The sequence below is a fragment of the Burkholderia sp. SIMBA_051 genome (genome assembly GCF_046534915.1).
GTDB classification, from domain to species: Bacteria; Pseudomonadota; Gammaproteobacteria; order Burkholderiales; family Burkholderiaceae; genus Burkholderia; species Burkholderia ambifaria.
Window position 1 is genome coordinate 173828 of record NZ_JAWRXS010000015.1, and the last position, 19419, is coordinate 193246.

33 protein-coding genes and 1 pseudogene are annotated in these 19419 nt (G+C 61.1%); 2 read left to right on the forward strand and 32 right to left on the reverse strand.

Annotation, left to right across the window (positions count from 1 at the left end):
* The first annotated feature begins 48 nt into the window (after positions 1-48).
* Positions 49-708, forward strand: a complete 660-nt coding sequence (gene yihA / locus SB771_RS30170; RefSeq protein WP_006752938.1) for a ribosome biogenesis GTP-binding protein YihA/YsxC — start codon at positions 49-51, stop codon at positions 706-708.
* A gap of 253 nt (positions 709-961) precedes the next feature.
* A complete protein-coding gene (gene hemB / locus SB771_RS30175; protein ID WP_011655765.1) occupies positions 962-1960 on the forward strand; it encodes a porphobilinogen synthase in 999 nt (332 codons plus the stop codon).
* Between the two features lie 110 nt (positions 1961-2070).
* On the opposite strand, the gene dsbD is transcribed toward hemB, so the two are convergent.
* The 32 genes and pseudogenes from dsbD to SB771_RS30335 form a co-directional block, all read right to left on the reverse strand.
* Positions 2071-3906 (reverse strand): protein-disulfide reductase DsbD, encoded by a 1836-nt coding sequence (gene dsbD, locus SB771_RS30180; protein ID WP_175661873.1) that lies wholly within the window; start codon positions 3904-3906, stop codon positions 2071-2073.
* Entirely contained in the window at positions 3899-4225 is a 327-nt protein-coding gene (gene cutA / locus SB771_RS30185; protein ID WP_175661872.1) for a divalent-cation tolerance protein CutA, read from the reverse strand. Before cutA ends, dsbD begins: the two co-directional genes overlap by 8 nt.
* A 200-nt stretch (positions 4226-4425) precedes the next feature.
* Positions 4426-4821: a 50S ribosomal protein L17 gene (rplQ, locus tag SB771_RS30190; protein ID WP_006477175.1), complete on the reverse strand. Its 396-nt coding sequence runs from the start codon at positions 4819-4821 to the stop codon at positions 4426-4428.
* A 136-nt stretch (positions 4822-4957) separates the two neighbouring features.
* On the reverse strand, positions 4958-5935 hold the full coding sequence (locus tag SB771_RS30195; protein ID WP_006477176.1) for a DNA-directed RNA polymerase subunit alpha: 978 nt from the start codon (positions 5933-5935) through the stop codon (positions 4958-4960).
* Positions 5936-6059: 124 nt separating this feature from the next.
* The gene (gene rpsD, locus SB771_RS30200; protein WP_006752934.1) at positions 6060-6683 is read right to left on the reverse strand and encodes a 30S ribosomal protein S4; all 624 of its coding nucleotides are present in this window, start codon (positions 6681-6683) and stop codon (positions 6060-6062) included.
* 156 nt (positions 6684-6839) lie between these two features.
* Positions 6840-7241, reverse strand: a complete 402-nt coding sequence (rpsK, locus tag SB771_RS30205) for a 30S ribosomal protein S11 (protein WP_004197937.1) — start codon at positions 7239-7241, stop codon at positions 6840-6842.
* Between the two features lie 28 nt (positions 7242-7269).
* Positions 7270-7635: a 30S ribosomal protein S13 gene (gene rpsM / locus SB771_RS30210; RefSeq protein ID WP_006752933.1), complete on the reverse strand. Its 366-nt coding sequence runs from the start codon at positions 7633-7635 to the stop codon at positions 7270-7272.
* 38 nt (positions 7636-7673) lie between these two features.
* Positions 7674-7790 (reverse strand): 50S ribosomal protein L36, encoded by a 117-nt coding sequence (rpmJ, locus tag SB771_RS30215; protein WP_004199844.1) that lies wholly within the window; start codon positions 7788-7790, stop codon positions 7674-7676.
* 20 nt (positions 7791-7810) lie between these two features.
* Positions 7811-8029, reverse strand: coding sequence for a translation initiation factor IF-1 (gene infA, locus SB771_RS30220; protein WP_004521905.1), 219 nt, complete (start codon positions 8027-8029; stop codon positions 7811-7813).
* Positions 8030-8038: 9 nt separating this feature from the next.
* Positions 8039-9388 carry a preprotein translocase subunit SecY gene (gene secY, locus SB771_RS30225; RefSeq protein WP_011655761.1) on the reverse strand — a complete coding sequence of 450 codons (1350 nt, stop codon included), beginning with the start codon at positions 9386-9388 and terminating at the stop codon, positions 8039-8041.
* A gap of 42 nt (positions 9389-9430) precedes the next feature.
* Entirely contained in the window at positions 9431-9865 is a 435-nt protein-coding gene (rplO, locus tag SB771_RS30230; RefSeq protein ID WP_006482880.1) for a 50S ribosomal protein L15, read from the reverse strand.
* A 26-nt stretch (positions 9866-9891) separates the two neighbouring features.
* The gene (rpmD, locus tag SB771_RS30235; protein ID WP_006400644.1) at positions 9892-10074 is read right to left on the reverse strand and encodes a 50S ribosomal protein L30; all 183 of its coding nucleotides are present in this window, start codon (positions 10072-10074) and stop codon (positions 9892-9894) included.
* A gap of 15 nt (positions 10075-10089) precedes the next feature.
* Positions 10090-10608 carry a 30S ribosomal protein S5 gene (gene rpsE, locus SB771_RS30240; protein ID WP_006752931.1) on the reverse strand — a complete coding sequence of 173 codons (519 nt, stop codon included), beginning with the start codon at positions 10606-10608 and terminating at the stop codon, positions 10090-10092.
* A gap of 14 nt (positions 10609-10622) precedes the next feature.
* Complete coding sequence (rplR, locus tag SB771_RS30245) at positions 10623-10988, reverse strand: 50S ribosomal protein L18 (RefSeq protein ID WP_006477183.1); 366 nt, start codon at positions 10986-10988, stop codon at positions 10623-10625.
* Positions 10989-11000: 12 nt separating this feature from the next.
* The gene (gene rplF, locus SB771_RS30250; protein ID WP_006752930.1) at positions 11001-11531 is read right to left on the reverse strand and encodes a 50S ribosomal protein L6; all 531 of its coding nucleotides are present in this window, start codon (positions 11529-11531) and stop codon (positions 11001-11003) included.
* An 18-nt stretch (positions 11532-11549) separates the two neighbouring features.
* On the reverse strand, positions 11550-11945 hold the full coding sequence (gene rpsH / locus SB771_RS30255; protein WP_006477185.1) for a 30S ribosomal protein S8: 396 nt from the start codon (positions 11943-11945) through the stop codon (positions 11550-11552).
* A 14-nt stretch (positions 11946-11959) separates the two neighbouring features.
* The gene (rpsN, locus tag SB771_RS30260; protein WP_006482884.1) at positions 11960-12265 is read right to left on the reverse strand and encodes a 30S ribosomal protein S14; all 306 of its coding nucleotides are present in this window, start codon (positions 12263-12265) and stop codon (positions 11960-11962) included.
* Between the two features lie 7 nt (positions 12266-12272).
* On the reverse strand, positions 12273-12812 hold the full coding sequence (rplE, locus tag SB771_RS30265) for a 50S ribosomal protein L5 (RefSeq protein ID WP_006482882.1): 540 nt from the start codon (positions 12810-12812) through the stop codon (positions 12273-12275).
* Between the two features lie 16 nt (positions 12813-12828).
* Positions 12829-13137: a 50S ribosomal protein L24 gene (gene rplX, locus SB771_RS30270; RefSeq protein WP_006477187.1), complete on the reverse strand. Its 309-nt coding sequence runs from the start codon at positions 13135-13137 to the stop codon at positions 12829-12831.
* A gap of 9 nt (positions 13138-13146) precedes the next feature.
* On the reverse strand, positions 13147-13515 hold the full coding sequence (gene rplN / locus SB771_RS30275) for a 50S ribosomal protein L14 (RefSeq protein WP_006752929.1): 369 nt from the start codon (positions 13513-13515) through the stop codon (positions 13147-13149).
* 310 nt (positions 13516-13825) lie between these two features.
* Positions 13826-14098, reverse strand: coding sequence for a 30S ribosomal protein S17 (gene rpsQ, locus SB771_RS30280; protein ID WP_006752928.1), 273 nt, complete (start codon positions 14096-14098; stop codon positions 13826-13828).
* Complete coding sequence (gene rpmC, locus SB771_RS30285; protein ID WP_006400652.1) at positions 14095-14289, reverse strand: 50S ribosomal protein L29; 195 nt, start codon at positions 14287-14289, stop codon at positions 14095-14097. The genes rpsQ and rpmC overlap by 4 nt, the downstream gene beginning before the upstream one ends.
* Before the next feature lie 9 nt (positions 14290-14298).
* Entirely contained in the window at positions 14299-14715 is a 417-nt protein-coding gene (gene rplP, locus SB771_RS30290; RefSeq protein WP_006752927.1) for a 50S ribosomal protein L16, read from the reverse strand.
* A 2-nt stretch (positions 14716-14717) separates the two neighbouring features.
* Positions 14718-15518: a 30S ribosomal protein S3 gene (gene rpsC / locus SB771_RS30295; protein WP_006482899.1), complete on the reverse strand. Its 801-nt coding sequence runs from the start codon at positions 15516-15518 to the stop codon at positions 14718-14720.
* 11 nt (positions 15519-15529) lie between these two features.
* Positions 15530-15859 (reverse strand): 50S ribosomal protein L22, encoded by a 330-nt coding sequence (rplV, locus tag SB771_RS30300; protein ID WP_004199272.1) that lies wholly within the window; start codon positions 15857-15859, stop codon positions 15530-15532.
* A 12-nt stretch (positions 15860-15871) separates the two neighbouring features.
* Positions 15872-16147, reverse strand: a complete 276-nt coding sequence (rpsS, locus tag SB771_RS30305; RefSeq protein ID WP_004199273.1) for a 30S ribosomal protein S19 — start codon at positions 16145-16147, stop codon at positions 15872-15874.
* A 10-nt stretch (positions 16148-16157) separates the two neighbouring features.
* Positions 16158-16985, reverse strand: a complete 828-nt coding sequence (rplB, locus tag SB771_RS30310) for a 50S ribosomal protein L2 (protein WP_006482900.1) — start codon at positions 16983-16985, stop codon at positions 16158-16160.
* A gap of 2 nt (positions 16986-16987) precedes the next feature.
* Positions 16988-17302 carry a 50S ribosomal protein L23 gene (rplW, locus tag SB771_RS30315; protein ID WP_004199275.1) on the reverse strand — a complete coding sequence of 105 codons (315 nt, stop codon included), beginning with the start codon at positions 17300-17302 and terminating at the stop codon, positions 16988-16990.
* Entirely contained in the window at positions 17299-17919 is a 621-nt protein-coding gene (rplD, locus tag SB771_RS30320; RefSeq protein ID WP_006477192.1) for a 50S ribosomal protein L4, read from the reverse strand. Before rplD ends, rplW begins: the two co-directional genes overlap by 4 nt.
* Positions 17919-18569 carry a 50S ribosomal protein L3 gene (gene rplC, locus SB771_RS30325; RefSeq protein WP_006752926.1) on the reverse strand — a complete coding sequence of 217 codons (651 nt, stop codon included), beginning with the start codon at positions 18567-18569 and terminating at the stop codon, positions 17919-17921. The genes rplD and rplC overlap by 1 nt, the downstream gene beginning before the upstream one ends.
* A 177-nt stretch (positions 18570-18746) precedes the next feature.
* Positions 18747-19058, reverse strand: coding sequence for a 30S ribosomal protein S10 (gene rpsJ, locus SB771_RS30330; protein ID WP_004199280.1), 312 nt, complete (start codon positions 19056-19058; stop codon positions 18747-18749).
* Positions 19059-19342: 284 nt separating this feature from the next.
* A pseudogene (locus tag SB771_RS30335) lies at positions 19343-19419 on the reverse strand (elongation factor Tu); the annotation flags it as partial.

The following is a 19419-nucleotide window of genomic DNA, read 5'->3' on the forward strand; positions in this document are numbered from 1 at the left end:
CCCGCCTCCACCCCAGCGGCTCGCGCCGCCCCGTCCCACCGGTTCCCCATGGCCTTTTTGCTCCATCAAGCCCGCTTCTATACGACCGTCAATCATCTGCGCGACCTGCCGCCGACGGTCCAGCCGGAAATCGCGTTCGCGGGCCGCTCGAATGCCGGCAAATCGACGGCGATCAACGTGCTGTGCAACCAAAAGCGGCTCGCCTTCGCGTCGAAGACGCCCGGCCGCACGCAGCACATCAACTACTTCTCCGTCGGCCCGGCCGCCGAGCCCGTCGCGAACCTCGTCGACCTGCCCGGCTATGGCTATGCGGAAGTGCCGGGAGCCGCGAAGGCCCACTGGGAAATGCTGCTGTCGTCGTACCTCGCGACCCGTTCGCAGCTGTGCGGCCTGATCCTGATGATGGATTCGCGCCGCCCGCTGACCGACCTCGACCGCCGGATGATCGAGTGGTTCGTGCCGACCGGCAAGCCGATCCACACGCTGCTGACGAAGTGCGACAAATTGACGCGACAGGAAAGCATCAATGCGCTGCGTAACACGCAAAAGGGGCTCGACGCGTACCGCGACCAGGGCGTGAAGGGCAAGCTGACCGTCCAGCTGTTCTCGGCGCTGAAGCGCACCGGGCTGGATGAGGCGCACGAACTGATCGAGAGCTGGCTGCGACCGTCCGTCGCCGACGAAAAAAGCGAGCCTGTAGCACAATGAGCGGGCAACGCGCGGCCTGGATTGGCTGTGCGCACCTGACGGCACCTGCGGATTCGGCCGGCTCATAAAAAAACCCGCCGTCGAACGGCGGGTCAAACAGCCTAATCGAATAACGACAGGCACCCGCTCAGGGAGGAGAAGCGGGGAGCAACACGCGACGCGTGCCGCTCGATCGCTATCATATACCAACGGTCTCGAAAATGACCTAAGGGTTCCGTAAGGTTCTTCTTGCCCTGATTTCTGCCAAATCGCCATGAGCTTCCATCCGCTTCATCGTCCGCGCCGGATGCGCCGCGACGACTTCTCCCGCCGCCTGATGCGCGAAAACCGCCTGACCACCGACGACCTGATCTATCCGGTGTTCGTCGTCGAAGGCACCAACGAACGCCAGCCCATACCGTCGATGCCCGGCGTCGAACGCGTGTCGGTCGATCTGCTGATGCAGGTTGCCGAGCAGTGCGTCGAACTCGGCGTGCCCGTGCTGTCGCTGTTCCCGGCCATCGAGCCGTCGCTGAAAACGCCCGACGGCCGCGAAGCGGCCAATCCGGAAGGCCTGATCCCGCGCGCGGTGCGCGAGCTGAAGAAGCGCTTCCCCGAACTCGGCGTGCTGACCGACGTCGCGCTCGATCCGTACACGAGCCACGGCCAGGACGGCGTGCTCGACGAAAACGGCTACGTGATCAACGACGACACGATCGAGATCCTGGTCGACCAGGCGCGCGCGCAGGCGGAAGCCGGCGTCGACATCGTCGCGCCGTCGGACATGATGGACGGCCGTATCGGCGCGGTCCGCGAAATGCTGGAAAGCGACGGCCACATCCATACGCGCATCATGGCCTATTCGGCCAAGTTCGCGTCGGCGTTCTACGGCCCGTTCCGCGATGCGGTCGGCTCGGCGTCCAATCTGGGCAAGGGCAACAAGATGACCTACCAGATGGATCCGGCGAACAGCGACGAAGCGCTGCGCGAAGTCCGCCTCGACATCGACGAAGGCGCCGACATGGTGATGGTCAAGCCCGGCATGCCGTATCTCGACATCGTGCGCCGCGTGAAGGACGAGTTCCGCTTCCCGACCTACGTGTACCAGGTGAGCGGCGAATACGCGATGCTGAAGGCCGCCGCAATGAACGGCTGGCTCGACCACGACAAGGTCGTGCTCGAATCGCTGCTCGCGTTCAAGCGTGCGGGCGCCGATGGCGTGCTCACGTACTTCGCGCTCGATGCCGCGCGTCTGCTGAAAGCGCAGCGCTGAGCCGCGCGCCGGCAGGCACAATGAAAAACGGCGGGACACTTCGGTGTCCCGCCGTTTTTCATTTGCAGTCCGGTCGACGCAAAGGTCGCCGGTGCACGGGGACGAGCGCGTTACACCGTCGGTACCGCTGCGCGATCGAGGCTGCGCAGGAATGTGTCGGCCGCCTGATAGCCGACCACGCGGCCGATTTCGTGGCCGTTGCGATCGAAGAAGATGATGCCCGGCGGCCCGAACAGGTTGAAGCGCTTGAGCAGCGCCTGGTCGTCCGGATTGTTCGCGGTAACGTCTGCCCGCACCAGATGAAGCTGCGCGAGCCGCGCCTGCACGCGCGAATCCGTGAACGTCAGATGCTCCATCTCCTTGCAGCTCACGCACCAGTCGGCGTAGAAATCGAGCATCACGGGCCGGCTCGAGGCCTTCAGCAACGTGTCGAGCTCGCCACTGGAGCGCACCGATGCGAACGCCGGCCCCTGCTGCGCGGCCGCCGAGGCATCGCCCGACGCAACCGTGCGCGCCGCGAGGACGGCCAGCGGCTTTACGGGGTCGTTGGAACCGGCCGCGAGACCGACGAGCAGCGTCGCAGCCCAGATCGCGAGCGCCGCCCCGAGACCGCGGCCGAGGCGGCGCCAGATCGACGCGGCGCCGGCATGCGGCGTGAACAGGCCGAGTGCCGCGGCAGCAACCAGCAGCCACAACGCGGCGAGAACCATCTTCAGGCCGCCCGCGAGCACCGGCCATACGATCCACAGCGCGGCGGCGAGCAGCACGATGCCGAAGAACACCTTGACGCTGTCCATCCAGGCGCCCGCGCGCGGCAACACCGTACCCGCGCCGATGCCGACCACGAGCAGCGGCACGCCGAGCCCCAGCCCCATCGCGAACAGCGCGGCGCCGCCGAGCAACGCATTGCCGGTATGCGCGATGAACGCGAGCACCGCAAACAGCGGCGCCGTCATGCATGCGCCGACGACCAGCGCCGACAGCGCGCCCATCGCGGCGACCGCGATGAAGTGGCCGCCCTGGCGCGCGCTCGATGCTTCGGCCGCGCCGTTTTGCCAGCGCTCGGGCAGCGCGATGTCCTTGCCGGAAATCAGCGATACCGCGAAGGCGGTGAGGAGCACGCCGAACGCGCCGAGCACCCACGGGTTCTGCAGCCACGCACCGAGGCTCTGGCCGACCAGCGCCGCAGCGATGCCGAGCACCGTATAAACGAGCGCCATGCCGACCACGTAGGTAAGCGACAGCGCAAAGCCGCGCGCATGCGTCGCGCGCGTGCCTTGACCGATGATGATCGCGGATACGATCGGAATCATCGGATACGAGCAGGGCAGCAGACTCAGCACGACGCCCGCGACGAAATACAGCGCGACGATCGTGAAGAAGCCGTGCCCCTCGAGCAGCGACTGCGCGAAATCCGCGCTCGTGACCTTGTCGAACCAGCTGCCCGAAGCCGTCGCGCCACCGGCCGGCGCGGTCGCGCCCAGCGCCGCGCCGTCGACCTTCACGACGTGCTCGGCAGGCGGATAGCAGATCCCTTCGTCGGCACACCCCTGCGACGTCACCGCGAGCTCGAACGGCCCCGCTGCCTGCTTGACCGGCACGTGAATCACGACTTCGTCGCGATAGGTCTCGACTTCCTTCTGGAACGTCTGGTCGAACTTCACATGTCCGGGCGGGAATGTCGGGGCGCCGAGCGTCGCCTGCCCGCTCTTCACCGCGAACGCGAACCGCTCGCGGTACAGGTAGTAGCCGTTGGCGACCTTGAAGCGGACGTCCACCTGCCCCGGCGATTCGCTCGCGCTGAACTTGAACGCCACCGACGGATCGAGAAAATCGTCGGCCGCGCGCGCGACCGACAGGCAGCCCAGCGCGAAAATGAACGACAACAGGATCGCGAGAAATCGTGGTGCGCGCATGCGCACGGAAAGCGCCATACCGTTAAACATGAAATAGACGTTGAGTTTCGCTGGTCACCCACTGGCCGTACCCGGCCGAGGCCGTCGCCTGCCACGAGACGATTTCCGGCGTCTCGTACGGATGATGCGCGAGAATAAATCGCTCCAGTTCGAGCGAGCGCACGGGGCTCGTCTTGAACAGCAACTGGATCTCGTCGGCCGTTTCGACCTTCCCCTGCCAGTGATAGCGCGACTTGATCGCACCGAACTCCGACACGCATGCGGCCAGCCGCGCGTCGAGCGCACCGTCGGCGAGCACTGCGGCCGTCGCCGCATCCGGCACCGTCGTCAGCATCAACACCACCACCATACGCCCTCCTGGCTGGTTTACCGGCTTTCGCCGCCCGCGATCGCGCGAGTACCCGCGCCGACCGTCCCGTATCGTAGCGCAGCGCGCGCGACGCTGCCGGCACGGGGCTGCGACAATCGATCGCAGCCAGTCGGCCGCCAAAAACAAAAAGGGCCAAGCAATTGCTCGGCCCCTTTCAGATACTGCTGCGTACGGGAAGCTTACTCAGCTTCTTGCACGTTTTCCGTTTCGTCGACTTCCGGACGATCGAGCAGCTCGACCAGTGCCATCGGTGCGTTGTCGCCGACGCGGAAGCCGAACTTCAGCACGCGCAGGTAGCCGCCCGGACGGTTCGCGAAACGCGGACCGAGCACGTCGAACAGCTTCGCCACCGAGTCACGATCGCGCAGGCGGTTGAACGCCAGGCGACGGTTTGCCAGCGACGGCTTCTTGCCGAGCGTGATCAGCGGCTCGACGACTTTACGGAGTTCCTTCGCCTTCGGCAGCGTCGTCTTGATGACTTCGTGCTCGATCAGCGAGTTGGACATGTTACGGAGCATAGCCAGACGGTGGCTGCTCGTGCGGTTCAGTTTCCGCAGACCATGACGATGGCGCATTTCAGTTTCCTTGATTCAAAGTTTTGATCCAGCTCTTCTATCGCACCGCTGGGGTGCACGGGCCGGTAACGAAAAAAGCAAGATGCGGATTTTAAAGGAAAATCCGCATCTTTGCCAACTACAGCAACAACCGGGCTTACTTGTCGAGACCAGCCGGCGGCCAGTTTTCGAGCTTCATGCCCAGCGTGAGACCGCGCGAAGCGAGCACTTCCTTGATCTCGTTGAGCGACTTGCGACCGAGGTTCGGCGTCTTCAGCAGCTCGTTTTCCGTGCGCTGGATCAGGTCGCCGATGTAGTAGATGTTCTCGGCCTTCAGACAGTTCGCCGAACGAACCGTCAACTCGAGATCATCCACCGGACGCAGCAGGATCGGATCGATCTGCGGCGCGCGCGACGGTGCTTCGGCAGCCGTTTCCGTGCCTTCCAGTGCCGCGAACACGGACAGCTGGTCGACCAGGATGCGGGCCGATTGACGGATCGCCTCTTCCGGGGTGATCACGCCGCTCGTCTCGATGTTCATCACGAGCTTGTCGAGGTCGGTACGCTGCTCGACACGTGCGCTTTCAACGGCATAGCTCACGCGGCGAACCGGCGAGAACGATGCGTCGAGGACGATGCGGCCGATGATCTTGGCCGTGTCTTCGCCGTAGCGACGGACGTTGCCGGGCACGTAGCCGCGACCCTTTTCGATCTTGATCTGAACGTCGAGCTTGCCGCCCTTCGACAGGTGTGCGATCACGTGATTCGGGTTGATGACTTCGCAATCGTGCGCCAGCTCGATATCGCCGGCCGTCACGACGCCTTCGCCTTCCTTGCGCAGGGTAACCGTCACTTCGTCACGGTTGTGCAGCTTGAACACCACACCCTTCAGGTTCAGCAGCAGGTTGACGACGTCCTCTTGCACGCCATCAAGCGTCGAGTACTCGTGCACCACGCCCGCGATCGTGACTTCGGTCGGCGCGTAGCCAACCATCGACGACAGCAGCACGCGGCGAAGCGCATTGCCCAAGGTGTGGCCGTAACCGCGTTCGAACGGTTCCATGACCACCCTCGCGTGGTTCTCGCCAAGCGATTCCACGGCGATGATCTTGGGTTTCAGCAAACTGGTTTGCATGGGCTTTCCTTTTCAATACCCTCGGCTCGTTACACCGATAAGGCTGACCGGTAACAACCAGAAAATAAACAGCCGAGGCCCCCCCTTGCGAAACGCAATCGGGGTACCTCGGCCGTCAATCGGATTAACGCGAATACAATTCGACGATCAGGCTTTCGTTGATGTCGCCTGCGATGTCAGCGCGTTCCGGCATTTGCTTGAACGTGCCTTCGAACTTCTTCGCATCGACTGCAACCCAGCTCGGCATGCCGCCTTGCTCGGCCAGCGACAGCGCTTCGACGATACGCGCCTGCTTCTTCGCCTTTTCGCGGATCGCGACGATGTCACCCGCCTTCACTTGCTGCGACGGCACGTTCGCGACGACGCCGTTCACGGTGATCGACTTGTGGCTCACCAGCTGACGCGCTTCAGCGCGCGTCGAGCCGAAGCCCATGCGATACACGACGTTGTCGAGACGCGACTCGAGCAGTTGCAGCAGGTTTTCACCCGTGTTGCCCTTGCGGCGGTCGGCTTCAGCGAAGTAGCGGCGGAACTGACGCTCCAGCACGCCGTAAATACGCTTGACCTTCTGCTTTTCGCGCAGCTGCGTACCATAGTCGGACGTACGTGCGCCCGAGGTACGGCCGTGCTGACCCGGCTTGCTGTCGAGCTTGCACTTGTCGGCGAGCGAGCGGCGCGCGCTCTTCAGGAACAGGTCGGTGCCTTCACGGCGGGACAGCTTGGCCTTGGGGCCGATATAACGTGCCACGTTGCATTCCTTTATCAATCAGTCACGCGGATCGCAATCCGCGCTAGTTCGCGCCCTTTGGGGCGAACGGTGGGCTTAGTCAATCAAAAAAGCAACGCCCGTCGACGCTACGCGGCGACAGGCAAATGCGCCAGCACGAACGTGCCAGCAGCATTCTTAGATACGACGGCGCTTCGGCGGACGGCAGCCGTTGTGCGGAATCGGGGTGACATCCGAAATCGCGGTGATCTTGATGCCGAGGCCATGCAGTGCGCGCACTGCCGACTCACGACCCGGGCCAGGGCCCTTGATCCGCACTTCCAGATTCTTCACGCCGTATTCCATCGCCACGCGACCGGCCGACTCAGCAGCAACCTGAGCAGCGAACGGCGTCGACTTCCGCGAGCCCTTGAAGCCCTGGCCGCCCGACGTCGCCCATGCCAGTGCATTGCCCTGGCGATCGGTGATCGTGATGATCGTGTTGTTGAACGACGCGTGAACGTGCACCACGCCTTCAGCGACGTTCTTCTTAACCTTCTTGCGAACGCGTTGCGCCGCGGTATTCGAAGCCTTAGCCATTACGTTTTCCTGTAACTGTCAGTTCCGCTTACTTCTTCAGCGCTTGCGCTGCACGACGCGGGCCCTTACGGGTACGTGCGTTCGTACGCGTACGCTGACCGCGCATCGGCAGGCCCTTGCGATGACGGACGCCACGGTAGCAACCGAGGTCCATCAGGCGCTTGATGTTCATCGTCACTTCACGGCGCAGATCGCCTTCGACGATGAACTTGCCCACTTCTTCACGCAGCTTTTCGAGGTCTGCGTCGGTCAGGTCCTTGACCTTCTTCGAGAATTCCACGCCAGCTGCCGAGCAGATGCTGCGCGAGCGCGTGCGGCCGATACCGAAGATTGCCGTCAGGCCGATCTCGGTATGCTGGTGATTCGGGATGTTAACCCCTGCGATACGAGCCATTGTTTTTCCTCAAACAAAAAGCGCAAACAAACGCGCGGTCAGCCTTGGCGCTGCTTGTGGCGCGGATCCGAGCTGCAGATCACGCGAACGACGCCTTTGCGCTTGATGATCTTGCAATTGCGGCAAATGCGCTTAACCGATGCCATCACTTTCATGATAATACCCTTTTTTCAAATCACTTCGCCCGGAACACGATCCGCGCACGAGACAGATCGTAAGGCGTCAATTCAACCGTGACCTTGTCGCCCGGCAGGATGCGGATGTAGTGCATCCGCATCTTCCCGGAGATATGCCCCAACACGACATGGCCGTTTTCCAGCTTCACGCGGAAGGTAGCATTCGGAAGGTTTTCAATCACCTCACCCTGCATCTGGATTACATCGTCTTTGGCCATAGTCCTGAATTAACGCATTGGGATGTTGCCGCCCTTGAAGTTTGCCTTCTTGAGCAGCGACTCATACTGTTGCGACATAACGTACGACTGCACCTGCGCCATGAAGTCCATCGTGACGACGACAATGATCAGCAGCGACGTTCCACCAAAATAAAACGGCACGTTCCAGCGCAGCACCAGGAATTCCGGCAGCAGACACACGAAGACGATGTAGATCGCACCAGCCAGCGTCAGACGCGTGAGGATGCGGTCGATGTATCGTGCGGTCTGATCGCCCGGACGAATACCCGGAACAAACGCGCCGCTCTTCTTCAGGTTGTCCGCGGTTTCCCTGCTGTTGAACACCAGTGCGGTGTAGAAGAAGCAGAAAAACACGATTGCCAGCGTGTACAGCAGCACATAGACCGGCTGACCCGGCTTCAGCGCCTCCGCGACGTTATGCAACGTGTTGGAGATCCAGCTCCCCGTCGGCTGACCCGTGCTGAACCAGCCGAGAATCGTGGCCGGAAACAGGATGATCGACGATGCGAAGATCGGCGGAATCACGCCCGACATGTTCAGCTTCAGCGGCAAGTGCGACGACTGTCCACCGTAGATCTTGTTGCCGACCTGGCGCTTCGCGTAGTTCACGAGGATCTTGCGCTGACCGCGTTCGATGAACACGACCAGGTAAGTCACCGCGGCAATCAGAACGACGATGATGATCGCCGAAATGATGCTCATCGAACCCGTACGCACCAGCTCGAACAGCCCACCGACGGCATTCGGGAACCCTGCTGCGATCCCGCCGAAGATGATGATCGAGATGCCGTTGCCCAGACCACGCTCGGTGATCTGCTCACCCAGCCACATCAGGAACATCGTGCCGGTTACCAACGTCACAACCGTCGTCAGTCGGAACAGCATGCCGGGGTCGATCACGAGGCCAGGCTGGTTTTCCAGCGCAGCCGCGATACCGAACGCCTGGAAGGTCGCGAGCACCACGGTGAAATACCGCGTGTACTGCGTGATCTTCCGTTGCCCTGCCTGCCCTTCCTTCTTCAGCGCCTCGAGCTGCGGCGAGACGATCGCCAGCAACTGCATGATGATCGACGCCGAGATGTACGGCATGATCCCCAGCGCAAAGATCGTGAAGCGGGAAAGCGCACCACCCGAGAACATGTTGAACATGCCCAGGATGCCGCCCGCCTGGCTCTGGAACAGCTTCGCCAGTTGATCCGGATCGATGCCCGGCACGGGGATGTGCGCGCCGATGCGATAGACGATCAGCGCCAGGAGCAGGAACATCGCTCGCCGACGCAGATCGCCGAATTTCGCCGTGCTTCGACCGGGTTTTGCAAGACTCGGGCTGTTAGCCAAGTACCTTCTCCGATGAATGCAAGTAACGACGCGCTACGCGTGTCACTCGGCGAACGAACCGCCAGCCGCTTCGATCGCAGCGCGCGCACCCTTGGTGGCACCGAGACCCTTCACGACGATCTTGCGCTTCAGTTCGCCCGTCGCGATGATCTTTGCGCTCTTCGTCAGCTCGCCGACCAGGCCGGCTTGCTTCAGTGCGAGCAGATCGATCTCATCGACCGGCAGCTTCTCGAGGTCGCCCAGGCGCACTTCACCGACGAATTCCTTCGTCAGCGACGTGAAGCCGCGCTTCGGCAGACGACGTTGCAGCGGCATCTGACCGCCTTCGAAACCGACTTTGTGGAAGCCGCCCGAACGCGATTTCTGACCCTTGTGACCACGGCCAGCCGTCTTGCCGAGGCCCGAACCGATGCCACGGCCGACGCGACGCTTGGCGTGCTTGGCGCCAGCGGCCGGCTTCAGGTTATTCAATTCCATATCAACTCCTTGATCCGTAGGGCCGCTTACGCGATGACCTTAACGAGGTACGAGACCTTGTTGATCATGCCGCGGACCGCCGGCGTGTCCTGCAGCTCGCTAACCGAGTTGAGTCGGCGCAGGCCCAGGCCACGCACGGTCGCGCGGTGCGATTCGCGGGTCCCGATCAGGCTCTTAACGAGCTGAACCTTGACAGTTTTTTCAGACATGGTGACCACCCGGGCTTAGCCCAAAATATCTTCGACGGACTTGCCGCGCTTCGCCGCGATGTCTGCCGGGGTCGACTGCTTGCGCAGACCGTCCAGCGTGGCGCGAACGAGGTTGTACGGGTTCGTCGAACCGTGGCTCTTCGCCACGACGTTCTGAACGCCCATCACGTCGAACACTGCGCGCATCGGGCCGCCGGCGATCACGCCCGTACCTGCCTTCGCCGGAGCGAGGAGGACAGCGGATGCGCCATGCTTGCCGTGCACTTCGTGCTGCAGCGTGCCGTTCTTGAGGGGCACCTTGAACATGTTGCGGCGAGCTTGTTCCATTGCCTTCTGGACAGCGACCGGCACTTCCTTCGCCTTGCCCTTGCCCATACCGATGCGGCCATCGCCGTCGCCAACCACGGTCAGTGCGGCGAAGCCGAGAATACGGCCACCCTTCACGACCTTGGTCACGCGGTTGACCGAAATCATCTTTTCGCGAAGGCCGTCGTCGCGCTCGTCAGCCTGAACTTTCGCTTGCATCTTTGCCATGACGAATTCCTTCCTTAGAACTTGAGCCCAGCTTCGCGAGCTGCCTCAGCCAGCGCCTTGACGCGGCCATGGTAGCGGAAGCCCGAGCGGTCGAAGGCGACGGATTCGATGCCGGCGGCCTTTGCCTTCTCGGCAATACGCTTGCCGATCAGCGTCGCAGCATTAACGTTGCCACCCTTGCCCGACTTGTCGGCCAGTTCGGCGCGCACTTCTGCTTCGAGCGTCGACGCGCTGGCGAGCACCTTGGTGCCGCACGGCGAGAACACTTGAGCGTAGATGTGCGTGTTCGTGCGATGCACGGCGAGACGCGCGACCTGCAGCTCAGCGATCTTGATACGCGTCTGGCGAGCGCGGCGCAGGCGAGATTGAGTCTTATCCATGATTGCGCACCCTTACTTCTTCTTCGTTTCTTTGAGGATCACAACCTCGTCGGAATAGCGCACGCCCTTGCCCTTGTAGGGCTCCGGCGGACGGTAACCGCGAACTTCCGCAGCTACTTGACCGACTTGTTGCTTGTTGATCCCCTTGATCACGATTTCGGTTTGCGTCGGGGTTTCAGCCTTGACGCCTTCCGGCATCTGGTGCACCACCGGGTGCGAGAAACCCAGCGACAGGTTCAGCTTGTCGCCTTGCGCCTGCGCACGATAACCGACGCCAACCAGCGTCAGCTTGCGCTCGAAACCCTTGGTCACGCCTTGCACGGCATTCGCGATGATCGCGCGCATCGTGCCCGACAGTGCATTTGCTTCGCGGCTTTCGTCGACCGGCGACAGATTCAGCGTGCCGTCGTTGTTCGCCACGTTCACGAGCGGATTGATCGCTTGCGTGATGGTGCCCAGCGGGCCCTTGACGGTGATTGCACCGTCGGCCAGCTTGACTTCCGCGCCTTGCAGCGCGATCGGGCTTTTACCTACTCGAGACATGTTTCTCTCTCCTCGGCTTTAAGCGACGTAGCAGATGACTTCGCCGCCGACGCCGGTAGCGCGCGCCTTGCGATCAGTCATCACGCCCTTCGGCGTCGACACGATTGCCACGCCCAGGCCGTTCATGACCTGGGGAATGTCGTTGCGGCCGCGGTACACGCGCAGACCAGGCTTCGACACGCGCTCGAGGCGTTCGATGACCGGGCGACCTGCGTAGTACTTCAGCGCGATATTCAGTTCGGACTTCGCACCTTCCGCCTTGACGGCGAAATCGTCGATATAGCCTTCGTCCTTCAGGACTTGCGCGATTGCAACCTTGACCTTCGACGAGGGCATCGCGACCGATACCTTCTCGACCATCTGCGCGTTGCGGATGCGAGTCAGCATATCGGCGATAGGATCACTCATGCTCATTTACGTTTCTCCTATTACCAGCTCGCCTTGGTCAGGCCAGGAATCTCGCCACGGAATGCGATTTCACGAATCTTGTTACGCGCGAGGCCGAATTTACGGAACGTGCCACGCGGACGGCCCGTGATCGCGCAGCGGTTACGCTGGCGGGTCGGGTTTGCGTTGCGGGGCAGTTGCTGCAGCTCCAGGCGTGCTTCGTAGCGCTCTTCTTCCGACTTGCTTTGGTCTTCGACGATCGCCTTCAGCGCTTCGCGCTTTGCTGCGAACTTCGCGACCAGGCGGGCGCGCTTCTTTTCACGTTCGATCAGTGCCAGTTTAGCCACGGTAACCTCAGTTTCTGAACGGGAACTTGAAGCTGGCGAGCAGAGCCTTTGCTTCGTCGTCGGTCTTCGCAGTGGTCGTGATGCTGATGTTCAGCCCACGCAGTGCGTCGATCTTGTCGTAGTCGATTTCGGGGAAAATGATCTGCTCTTTCACACCGATGTTGTAGTTGCCACGGCCATCGAAAGCACGACCCGACACACCGCGGAAGTCACGCACGCGGGGCAGGGCGACGGTCACGAAACGGTCGAGGAATTCGTACATCGCACGGCCGCGCAGCGTCACCATCGCGCCAATCGGATAGCCTTGGCGGATCTTGAAGCCTGCGATTGCCTTGCGTGCCTTCGTGACGACCGGCTTCTGGCCGGCGATCTTCGTGAGGTCGCCAACGGCGTTCTCGATGATCTTCTTGTCAGCGATCGCTTCGCCAAGACCCATGTTCAGCGTGATCTTGGTGATGCGCGGCACTTCCATGACCGACTTGTAACCGAACTTCTCGATCAGGCCGGGCACAACCTTTTCTTTGTAAAACTCTTGAAAACGAGCCATTTTTTACTCCGCTGCGTCAGGCGCTCAGTACGGCACCGGTCGTCTTCAGGAAGCGAACTTTCTTGCCTTCCTCGACCTTGATGCCAACACGCGACGCCTTGCCATTCGCGTCGACCAGTGCGACGTTCGAAATATGCAGGGGCATCGTCTTCGCTTCCACGCCGCCCGTCGTACCCTTCATCGGGTTCGGCTTCACATGCTTCTTGACGAGGTTGATACCTTCAACCGTCACATGTTCAGCACCGACAGCCAGCACGACGCCGCGCTTGCCCTTGTCCTTACCAGTGACGACGATAACTTCGTCACCTTTGCGAATCTTGTTCATCGCGACTCCTTACAGCACTTCCGGCGCCAGCGAAACGATCTTCATGAATCGTTCGCTACGCAGCTCACGCGTCACCGGCCCGAAAATGCGGGTGCCGATCGGCTCAAGCTTGTTATTCAAAAGCACAGCGGCGTTGCCGTCGAACTTGATCAGCGAGCCGTCTTGACGGCGAACACCCTTGGCGGTGCGGACCACCACGGCGTTGTAGATTTCGCCTTTCTTCACGCGCCCGCGCGGCGTTGCTTCTTTGACGGTCACCTTGATGATGTCGCCAATGCCGGCATAACGACGCTTCGAGCCGCCGAGCACCTTGATGCACATGACTTCACGCGCACCCGTGTTGTCGGCTACTTCGAGCCGAGATTCGGTCTGGATCATGGTTTGTCTTTCCCAACTTAATCCGGATGCACCACCATGATGCATTCGGTCAGTCTTGGTCCCGTCAGCCAATCGGCTGCTTGGGTTGGAACAGCAGCGACGGCAAACGAAACCCGCCATCGCAATTCGGTGAATCTTTCGGACAGGCTGGCGCCAGTCCGCTTCCCCCACCAACTTCGCCCGCGACGGGGCTCCCATAAAGAGGGAAGACCAGGATTATAACAAATAATCCTGGTCACGCAAGCAAAAACTTTGCGATTTCAAGCACTTCGTGGAGAAGTGCCTGTTACTGCCTACTGCACGGACCCGCTTAGATCACGCGAGCCGCTTCGACGAGGCGCGACACCGTCCAGGCCTTCGTCTTCGAAACAGGACGGGTTTCCTGGATTTCGACGAGATCGCCTTCGTTGCAGGTGTTCGCTTCATCATGCGCGTGGTACTTCTTCGAGCGCACGACATACTTGCCGTAGATCGGGTGCTTGACGCGGTGCTCGATCAGCACGGTGACGGTCTTGTCCATCTTGTTGCTGACGACCCGACCGACCAGCGTCCGCTTCAGCGAGGTTTTCACGCTATCGTTCATTTCTGGTTCGCCTTCTGAGTCATGACGGTCCGCACACGTGCGATGTCGCGACGAACCTTCTTCAGCTGGCTCGTGTTCGTGAGCTGCTGGGTCGCGAGTTGCATGCGCAGGCCGAATTGCGCCTTCAGCAGGTCCGCCAGCTCCTTGTTGAGCGCGGCCTGGTCTTTCTGGAGAAGTTCGGAAGCCTTCATGTTTTCTCCTTAGGCGCCGAGCTGGCGCACGATGAATGCCGTCTTCAGCGGCAGCTTGGCTGCAGCCAGACGGAACGCTTCGCGTGCCAGTTCTTCGGTTACGCCGTCCATTTCATAGAGCATCTTGCCCGGCTGGATCTCTGCGACGTAGTACTCCGGGTTACCCTTACCGTTACCCATACGCACTTCGGCCGGCTTCTGCGAAATCGGCTTGTCCGGGAAGATCCGGATCCAGATACGACCGCCACGCTTGATGTGACGCGTCATTGCACGACGCGCCGCTTCAATTTGACGTGCGGTCAAACGACCGCGACCGATCGCCTTCAGGCCGAAATCACCGAACGACACTGCGTTGCCGCGCGTCGCCTTGCCGGTGTTACGACCCTTCTGCTCTTTACGATACTTTCTGCGTTTCGGTTGCAGCATCGTTATTCTCCAGTCTTGCCGTCTTCGGGCTTGCCGGCGCCACGGCGCGGTGCGCCACGACGAGCACCCGGAGCGCCGCCTTCGCCGTCACGGCGCGGACGACGGTCGCCCGGACGCGCATTGCGACGCGGACGCTTGTCTTCGGCTACTTCTTCGACCACCGGCGCATCGTTGCGGCCGAGCGTGTCGCCCTTGTATACCCACACCTTGACACCGATGATGCCGTAGGTCGTCTTCGCTTCCGAAGTCGCGTAGTCGATATCGGCACGCAGCGTGTGAAGGGGCACGCGACCTTCGCGATACCACTCCGTACGAGCGATTTCGATACCGTTCAGACGGCCTGCGCTCATGATCTTGATGCCCTGGGCACCCAGACGCATCGCGTTCTGCATCGCACGCTTCATCGCGCGACGGAACATGATCCGGCGCTCGAGCTGTTGCGTGATCGAGTCAGCGATCAGTTGCGCATCGGTTTCCGGCTTGCGGATCTCTTCGATGTTGACGTGAACCGGAACGCCCATGCGGCGTTGCAGTTCCGTCTTCAGCTGTTCGATATCCTCGCCCTTCTTGCCGATGACGACGCCCGGACGCGAGCTGTAAATCGTGATGCGCGCGTTCTTTGCCGGACGCTCGATGACGACCCGACCGACCGAAGCGTTCTTCAGCTTCTTCTTCAGGTACTCACGAACACCGATGTCTTCCTGCAGCATCGCCGCGAAATTGTTGTTGTTCGCGTACCAACGCGAAGCCCAATTGCGGCTGACAGCCAGGCGGAAGCCAGTCGGATGAATTTTCTGTCCCATCGTATGGCTCCTTAATTCCCGACCGTCACAGTGATGTGACAGGATTGCTTCTCGATGCGGTTACCGCGGCCCTTGGCGCGCGCGGTGAAACGCTTGAGCGATGCAGCCTTGTCGACGTAGATGCTCTTGATCTTGAGCTCGTCGATATCAGCGCCTTCGTTGTGCTCCGCATTCGCGATTGCCGACAGCACAACCTTCTTCACGATGCCAGCCGCCTTCTTCGGCGAGAACGTCAGGACGTTCAGCGCCTTGTCGACCGGCAAACCGCGGATCTGGTCAGCCACAAGGCGCGTTTTTTGCGCCGAGATGCGGGCACCGCGATGAATTGCTTTCACTTCCATCTTGATTGCCCCTTATTTCTTGGCCTTCTTGTCGGCCGCGTGACCCTTGAACGTACGGGTCAGTGCGAACTCGCCAAGCTTGTGGCCGACCATGTTTTCCGAGATGTACACCGGAACGTGTTGACGGCCGTTGTGAACAGCGATCGTCAGGCCGATGAAATCCGGCAGAATCGTCGAGCGACGCGACCAGGTCTTGATCGGCTTTTTGTCGCGCGAAGCTGCAGCCGCCTCAACTTTCTTCAGCAAATGGGCGTCGCAGAACGGACCTTTTTTTACAGAACGTGCCATTGCCTACTCCTTAACGCTTGTGACGGCGCTGAACGATCATCGTCGTCGTGCGCTTGTTGCTGCGGGTGCGATAACCCTTAGCCGGCGTACCCCACGGGCTCACCGGGTCGCGACCTGCAGCCGTCTTGCCCTCACCACCACCGTGCGGGTGATCAACCGGGTTCATCGCAACGCCGCGCACCGTCGGGCGGATACCGCGCCAGCGGTTCGCGCCAGCCTTGCCGATCTGGCGCAGGCTATGCTCTTCGTTGCCGACTTCACCGATCGTTGCACGGCACTCGATGTGCACGCGGCGGATTTCGCCCGAACGCAGACGAACCTGCGCGTAGACGCCTTCGCGTGCCAGCAGCATGGCCGACGTGCCAGCCGAACGCGCCATTTGCGCGCCCTTGCCCGGCAGCATCTCGATGCAGTGGATCGTCGTACCGACCGGAATGTTGCGGATCGGCAGCGTGTTGCCTGCACGGATCGGCGCTTCCGAACCCGACATCAGCTGTTGGCCGACGGTCAGGCCCTTCGGGGCGATGATGTAGCGACGCTCGCCGTCTGCGTAGAGCACCAGCGCGATGTTCGCGCTACGGTTCGGGTCGTACTCGAGACGCTCGACCTTTGCCGGGATGCCATCCTTCGTGCGACGGAAATCGACGATACGATAGTGCTGCTTGTGACCACCACCCTTGTGACGCGTGGTGATACGGCCGTTGTTGTTACGGCCGGCGGTCGAGCTCTGCGAGTCGAGCAGTGCCGCGAACGGCTTGCCCTGGTGCAGATTCTTGTTGACCACCTTGACCATCGCGCGGCGACCCGGCGAAGTCGGTTTAACTTTCACGATTGCCATGATTACTTGGCCTCCGCTTCAAAGTTGATTTCCTGGCCGGGCTTCAGGCAAACGTACGCCTTCTTCACGTCCTTGCGGCGACCCATCGAACGGCCGAAACGCTTTTGCTTGCCCTTCTGGACCAGCACGTTGACCGAATCAACTTCAACCTTGAACAGCAGCTCGACAGCCGCCTTCACTTCCTGCTTCGTGGCATCCGGTGCGACTTCGAACACGACTTGCTCGTTCTTGTCGGCAACCAGCGTCGCCTTTTCCGAGATCACCGGTGCGAGCAGGACCTGCATCAAACGATGATCGTTTTTGCGAATCTCGCTCATGACAGCAACTCCTCGATCTGGGCGACCGCAGCCTTCGTGACCAGCACTTTCTTGAAGTAGATCAGCGACAGCGGGTCAGCGTAGCGCGGCTCGACAATCGCCACGTGCGGCAGGTTGCGCGAAGCCAGGTACAGGTTCTCGTCGACCGTATCCGTAATGATCAGCACGGAGTCGAGACCCATGGTCTTGAATTTGTCAGCCAGCAGCTTGGTCTTCGGCGCTTCGAGGATGATGTCCTCGACGACCGACAGACGGCCTTCACGGGCCAGCTGCGAGAAGATCGAGCAGAGACCTGCGCGATGCATCTTCTTGTTGACCTTGTGCGAGAAGTTTTCTTCCGGCGAGTTCGGGAAGATGCGACCACCGCCACGCCACAACGGGCTCGACGACATACCGGCACGAGCGCGGCCCGTACCCTTCTGACGCCACGGCTTCTTGGTGGTGTGCTTGACTTGCTCACGGTCCTTCTGTGCGCGGTTACCCTGGCGAGCATTCGCCTGGTACGCGACGACGACCTGGTGGATCAGCGCTTCGTTGTAGTCACGACCGAACACGACGTCCGACGCGTTGACCACTGCACCTTCCTGACCATTTTCGTTCAGGAGCTTGAGTTCCATTATTTCGCCCCCTTGGTCTTGACGGCCGGCGTCACGAAAACCTTGCCGCCCTTCGCGCCCGGAATCGCGCCCTTGACGAGCAGCAGCTTGCGCTCTGCGTCGATACGAGCGATTTCGAGGTTCTGCACCGTCACCGTAACGTCACCGAGGTGACCCGTCATGCGCTTACCCGGGAAAACACGACCCGGATCCTGCGCCATACCGATCGAGCCCGGCACGTTGTGCGAGCGCGAGTTACCGTGCGTGGCACGGCCGGAGGAGAAGTTGTAACGCTTGATCGTACCGGCGTAGCCCTTACCGATCGACACGCCTTGCACGTCGACCTTCTGGCCTACTTCGAAAAGATCGGCACCGACAACGGCGCCATTCGACAGCTCGGCTGCCTTGGCCGCGTCAATGCGGAATTCCTTGAGGATTTCACCGGCTTCGACACCGGCTTTGGCGAGATGACCTGCCAGCGGCTTCGTCACGCGCGATGCGCGGCGGGAGCCGAATGCAACCTGCACGGCCGTGTAGCCGTCGGTTTCAACAGTCTTGATCTGCGTCACGCGGTTGTCCGACACGTCCAGCACGGTGACGGGAATCGAATCCCCTTCAGCCGTGAAGATACGGGTCATGCCAACCTTGCGACCTACGAGTCCAAGGCTCATCATTTTCTCCATTCCCGACTGCGATTGGTCGGGGCTGATTTACAAAATGCCGGGCACGCAAGGCCCAACTTTTTTATGCGAATACGCGAAAAGCCAAACATTATAGCCCGACTTCACGATTTCCGCAAGCAATCAAAGACTTAGCGCCACCCGACAAGCCGGTTGGCGCTGAAAGCCTTACTGCAGCTTGATTTCCACGTCGACGCCAGCCGGCAGATCGAGCTTCATCAGCGCGTCAACCGTCTTGTCGGTCGGATCGACGATGTCCATCAGGCGCTGGTGGGTACGGATTTCGAGCTGATCGCGCGACGTCTTGTTGACGTGCGGCGAACGCAGGATGTCAAAACGCTGGATGCGCGTCGGCAGCGGCACCGGGCCACGGACGATTGCACCAGTCCGCTTCGCGGTATCGACGATCTCGGCAGCCGATTGATCGATCAAACGGTAGTCGAAAGCCTTCAGGCGAATGCGGATTTTCTGTTGCTGCATGACGATTCCTTGAAAAGAGCGAGGCGATGTTGCATCGCCGGACACTAAAAGAACGCGAAACCTGTTGCCTGCGGGGAGCGAGGCGACACGTCCCGAACGGTACTTCCACTGCTAAGCCCGCGATTCTACACGAAAATTCGCAGCGGTGGTGGGCGTTTGTCAATACCGCGACGCACGCCACAAAGACAAAACCGGGTGCCAGATCAGACTGGACACCCGGTTTCGACGGTACAACTGCGTACCGTGGAATCGCGGACCCCGAAGGGATCCGCGGATCGTCGATATTACTCGATGATCTTGGCGACGACGCCGGCGCCGACGGTACGGCCACCTTCGCGGATTGCGAAGCGCAGACCTTCTT

Excerpts from the sequence above, each read along its gene's own strand:
- rplB (WP_006482900.1), bottom strand. The coding sequence starts at position 16,985 with ATGGCAATCGTGAAAGTTAAACCGACTTCGCCGGGTCGCCGCGCGATG.
- rpsM (WP_006752933.1), bottom strand. The coding sequence starts at position 7,635 with ATGGCTCGTATCGCAGGGGTTAACATCCCGAATCACCAGCATACCGAG.
- SB771_RS30195 (WP_006477176.1), bottom strand. The coding sequence starts at position 5,935 with ATGCAAACCAGTTTGCTGAAACCCAAGATCATCGCCGTGGAATCGCTT.
- rplR (WP_006477183.1), bottom strand. The coding sequence starts at position 10,988 with ATGGATAAGACTCAATCTCGCCTGCGCCGCGCTCGCCAGACGCGTATC.
- infA (WP_004521905.1), bottom strand. The coding sequence starts at position 8,029 with ATGGCCAAAGACGATGTAATCCAGATGCAGGGTGAGGTGATTGAAAAC.
- rpmD (WP_006400644.1), bottom strand. The coding sequence starts at position 10,074 with ATGTCTGAAAAAACTGTCAAGGTTCAGCTCGTTAAGAGCCTGATCGGG.
- yihA (WP_006752938.1), top strand. The coding sequence starts at position 49 with ATGGCCTTTTTGCTCCATCAAGCCCGCTTCTATACGACCGTCAATCAT.
- rplD (WP_006477192.1), bottom strand. The coding sequence starts at position 17,919 with ATGGAACTCAAGCTCCTGAACGAAAATGGTCAGGAAGGTGCAGTGGTC.
- dsbD (WP_175661873.1), bottom strand. The coding sequence starts at position 3,906 with ATGTTTAACGGTATGGCGCTTTCCGTGCGCATGCGCGCACCACGATTT.
- rplW (WP_004199275.1), bottom strand. The coding sequence starts at position 17,302 with ATGAGCGAGATTCGCAAAAACGATCATCGTTTGATGCAGGTCCTGCTC.
- rplX (WP_006477187.1), bottom strand. The coding sequence starts at position 13,137 with ATGAACAAGATTCGCAAAGGTGACGAAGTTATCGTCGTCACTGGTAAG.
- rpsC (WP_006482899.1), bottom strand. The coding sequence starts at position 15,518 with ATGGGACAGAAAATTCATCCGACTGGCTTCCGCCTGGCTGTCAGCCGC.
- rpmJ (WP_004199844.1), bottom strand. The coding sequence starts at position 7,790 with ATGAAAGTGATGGCATCGGTTAAGCGCATTTGCCGCAATTGCAAGATC.
- rplO (WP_006482880.1), bottom strand. The coding sequence starts at position 9,865 with ATGGAATTGAATAACCTGAAGCCGGCCGCTGGCGCCAAGCACGCCAAG.
- rpsJ (WP_004199280.1), bottom strand. The coding sequence starts at position 19,058 with ATGCAGCAACAGAAAATCCGCATTCGCCTGAAGGCTTTCGACTACCGT.
- rpmC (WP_006400652.1), bottom strand. The coding sequence starts at position 14,289 with ATGAAGGCTTCCGAACTTCTCCAGAAAGACCAGGCCGCGCTCAACAAG.
- rplE (WP_006482882.1), bottom strand. The coding sequence starts at position 12,812 with ATGGCTCGTTTTCAAGAGTTTTACAAAGAAAAGGTTGTGCCCGGCCTG.
- rplN (WP_006752929.1), bottom strand. The coding sequence starts at position 13,515 with ATGATCCAGACCGAATCTCGGCTCGAAGTAGCCGACAACACGGGTGCG.
- rplP (WP_006752927.1), bottom strand. The coding sequence starts at position 14,715 with ATGCTGCAACCGAAACGCAGAAAGTATCGTAAAGAGCAGAAGGGTCGT.
- rpsQ (WP_006752928.1), bottom strand. The coding sequence starts at position 14,098 with ATGAACGATAGCGTGAAAACCTCGCTGAAGCGGACGCTGGTCGGTCGG.
- rpsK (WP_004197937.1), bottom strand. The coding sequence starts at position 7,241 with ATGGCTAAGGCTTCGAATACCGCGGCGCAACGCGTTCGCAAGAAGGTT.
- rplQ (WP_006477175.1), bottom strand. The coding sequence starts at position 4,821 with ATGCGCCATCGTCATGGTCTGCGGAAACTGAACCGCACGAGCAGCCAC.
- rpsH (WP_006477185.1), bottom strand. The coding sequence starts at position 11,945 with ATGAGCATGAGTGATCCTATCGCCGATATGCTGACTCGCATCCGCAAC.
- hemB (WP_011655765.1), top strand. The coding sequence starts at position 962 with ATGAGCTTCCATCCGCTTCATCGTCCGCGCCGGATGCGCCGCGACGAC.
- cutA (WP_175661872.1), bottom strand. The coding sequence starts at position 4,225 with ATGGTGGTGGTGTTGATGCTGACGACGGTGCCGGATGCGGCGACGGCC.
- rplV (WP_004199272.1), bottom strand. The coding sequence starts at position 15,859 with ATGGAAGTGAAAGCAATTCATCGCGGTGCCCGCATCTCGGCGCAAAAA.
- rpsS (WP_004199273.1), bottom strand. The coding sequence starts at position 16,147 with ATGGCACGTTCTGTAAAAAAAGGTCCGTTCTGCGACGCCCATTTGCTG.
- rplC (WP_006752926.1), bottom strand. The coding sequence starts at position 18,569 with ATGAGCCTTGGACTCGTAGGTCGCAAGGTTGGCATGACCCGTATCTTC.
- rplF (WP_006752930.1), bottom strand. The coding sequence starts at position 11,531 with ATGTCTCGAGTAGGTAAAAGCCCGATCGCGCTGCAAGGCGCGGAAGTC.
- rpsE (WP_006752931.1), bottom strand. The coding sequence starts at position 10,608 with ATGGCAAAGATGCAAGCGAAAGTTCAGGCTGACGAGCGCGACGACGGC.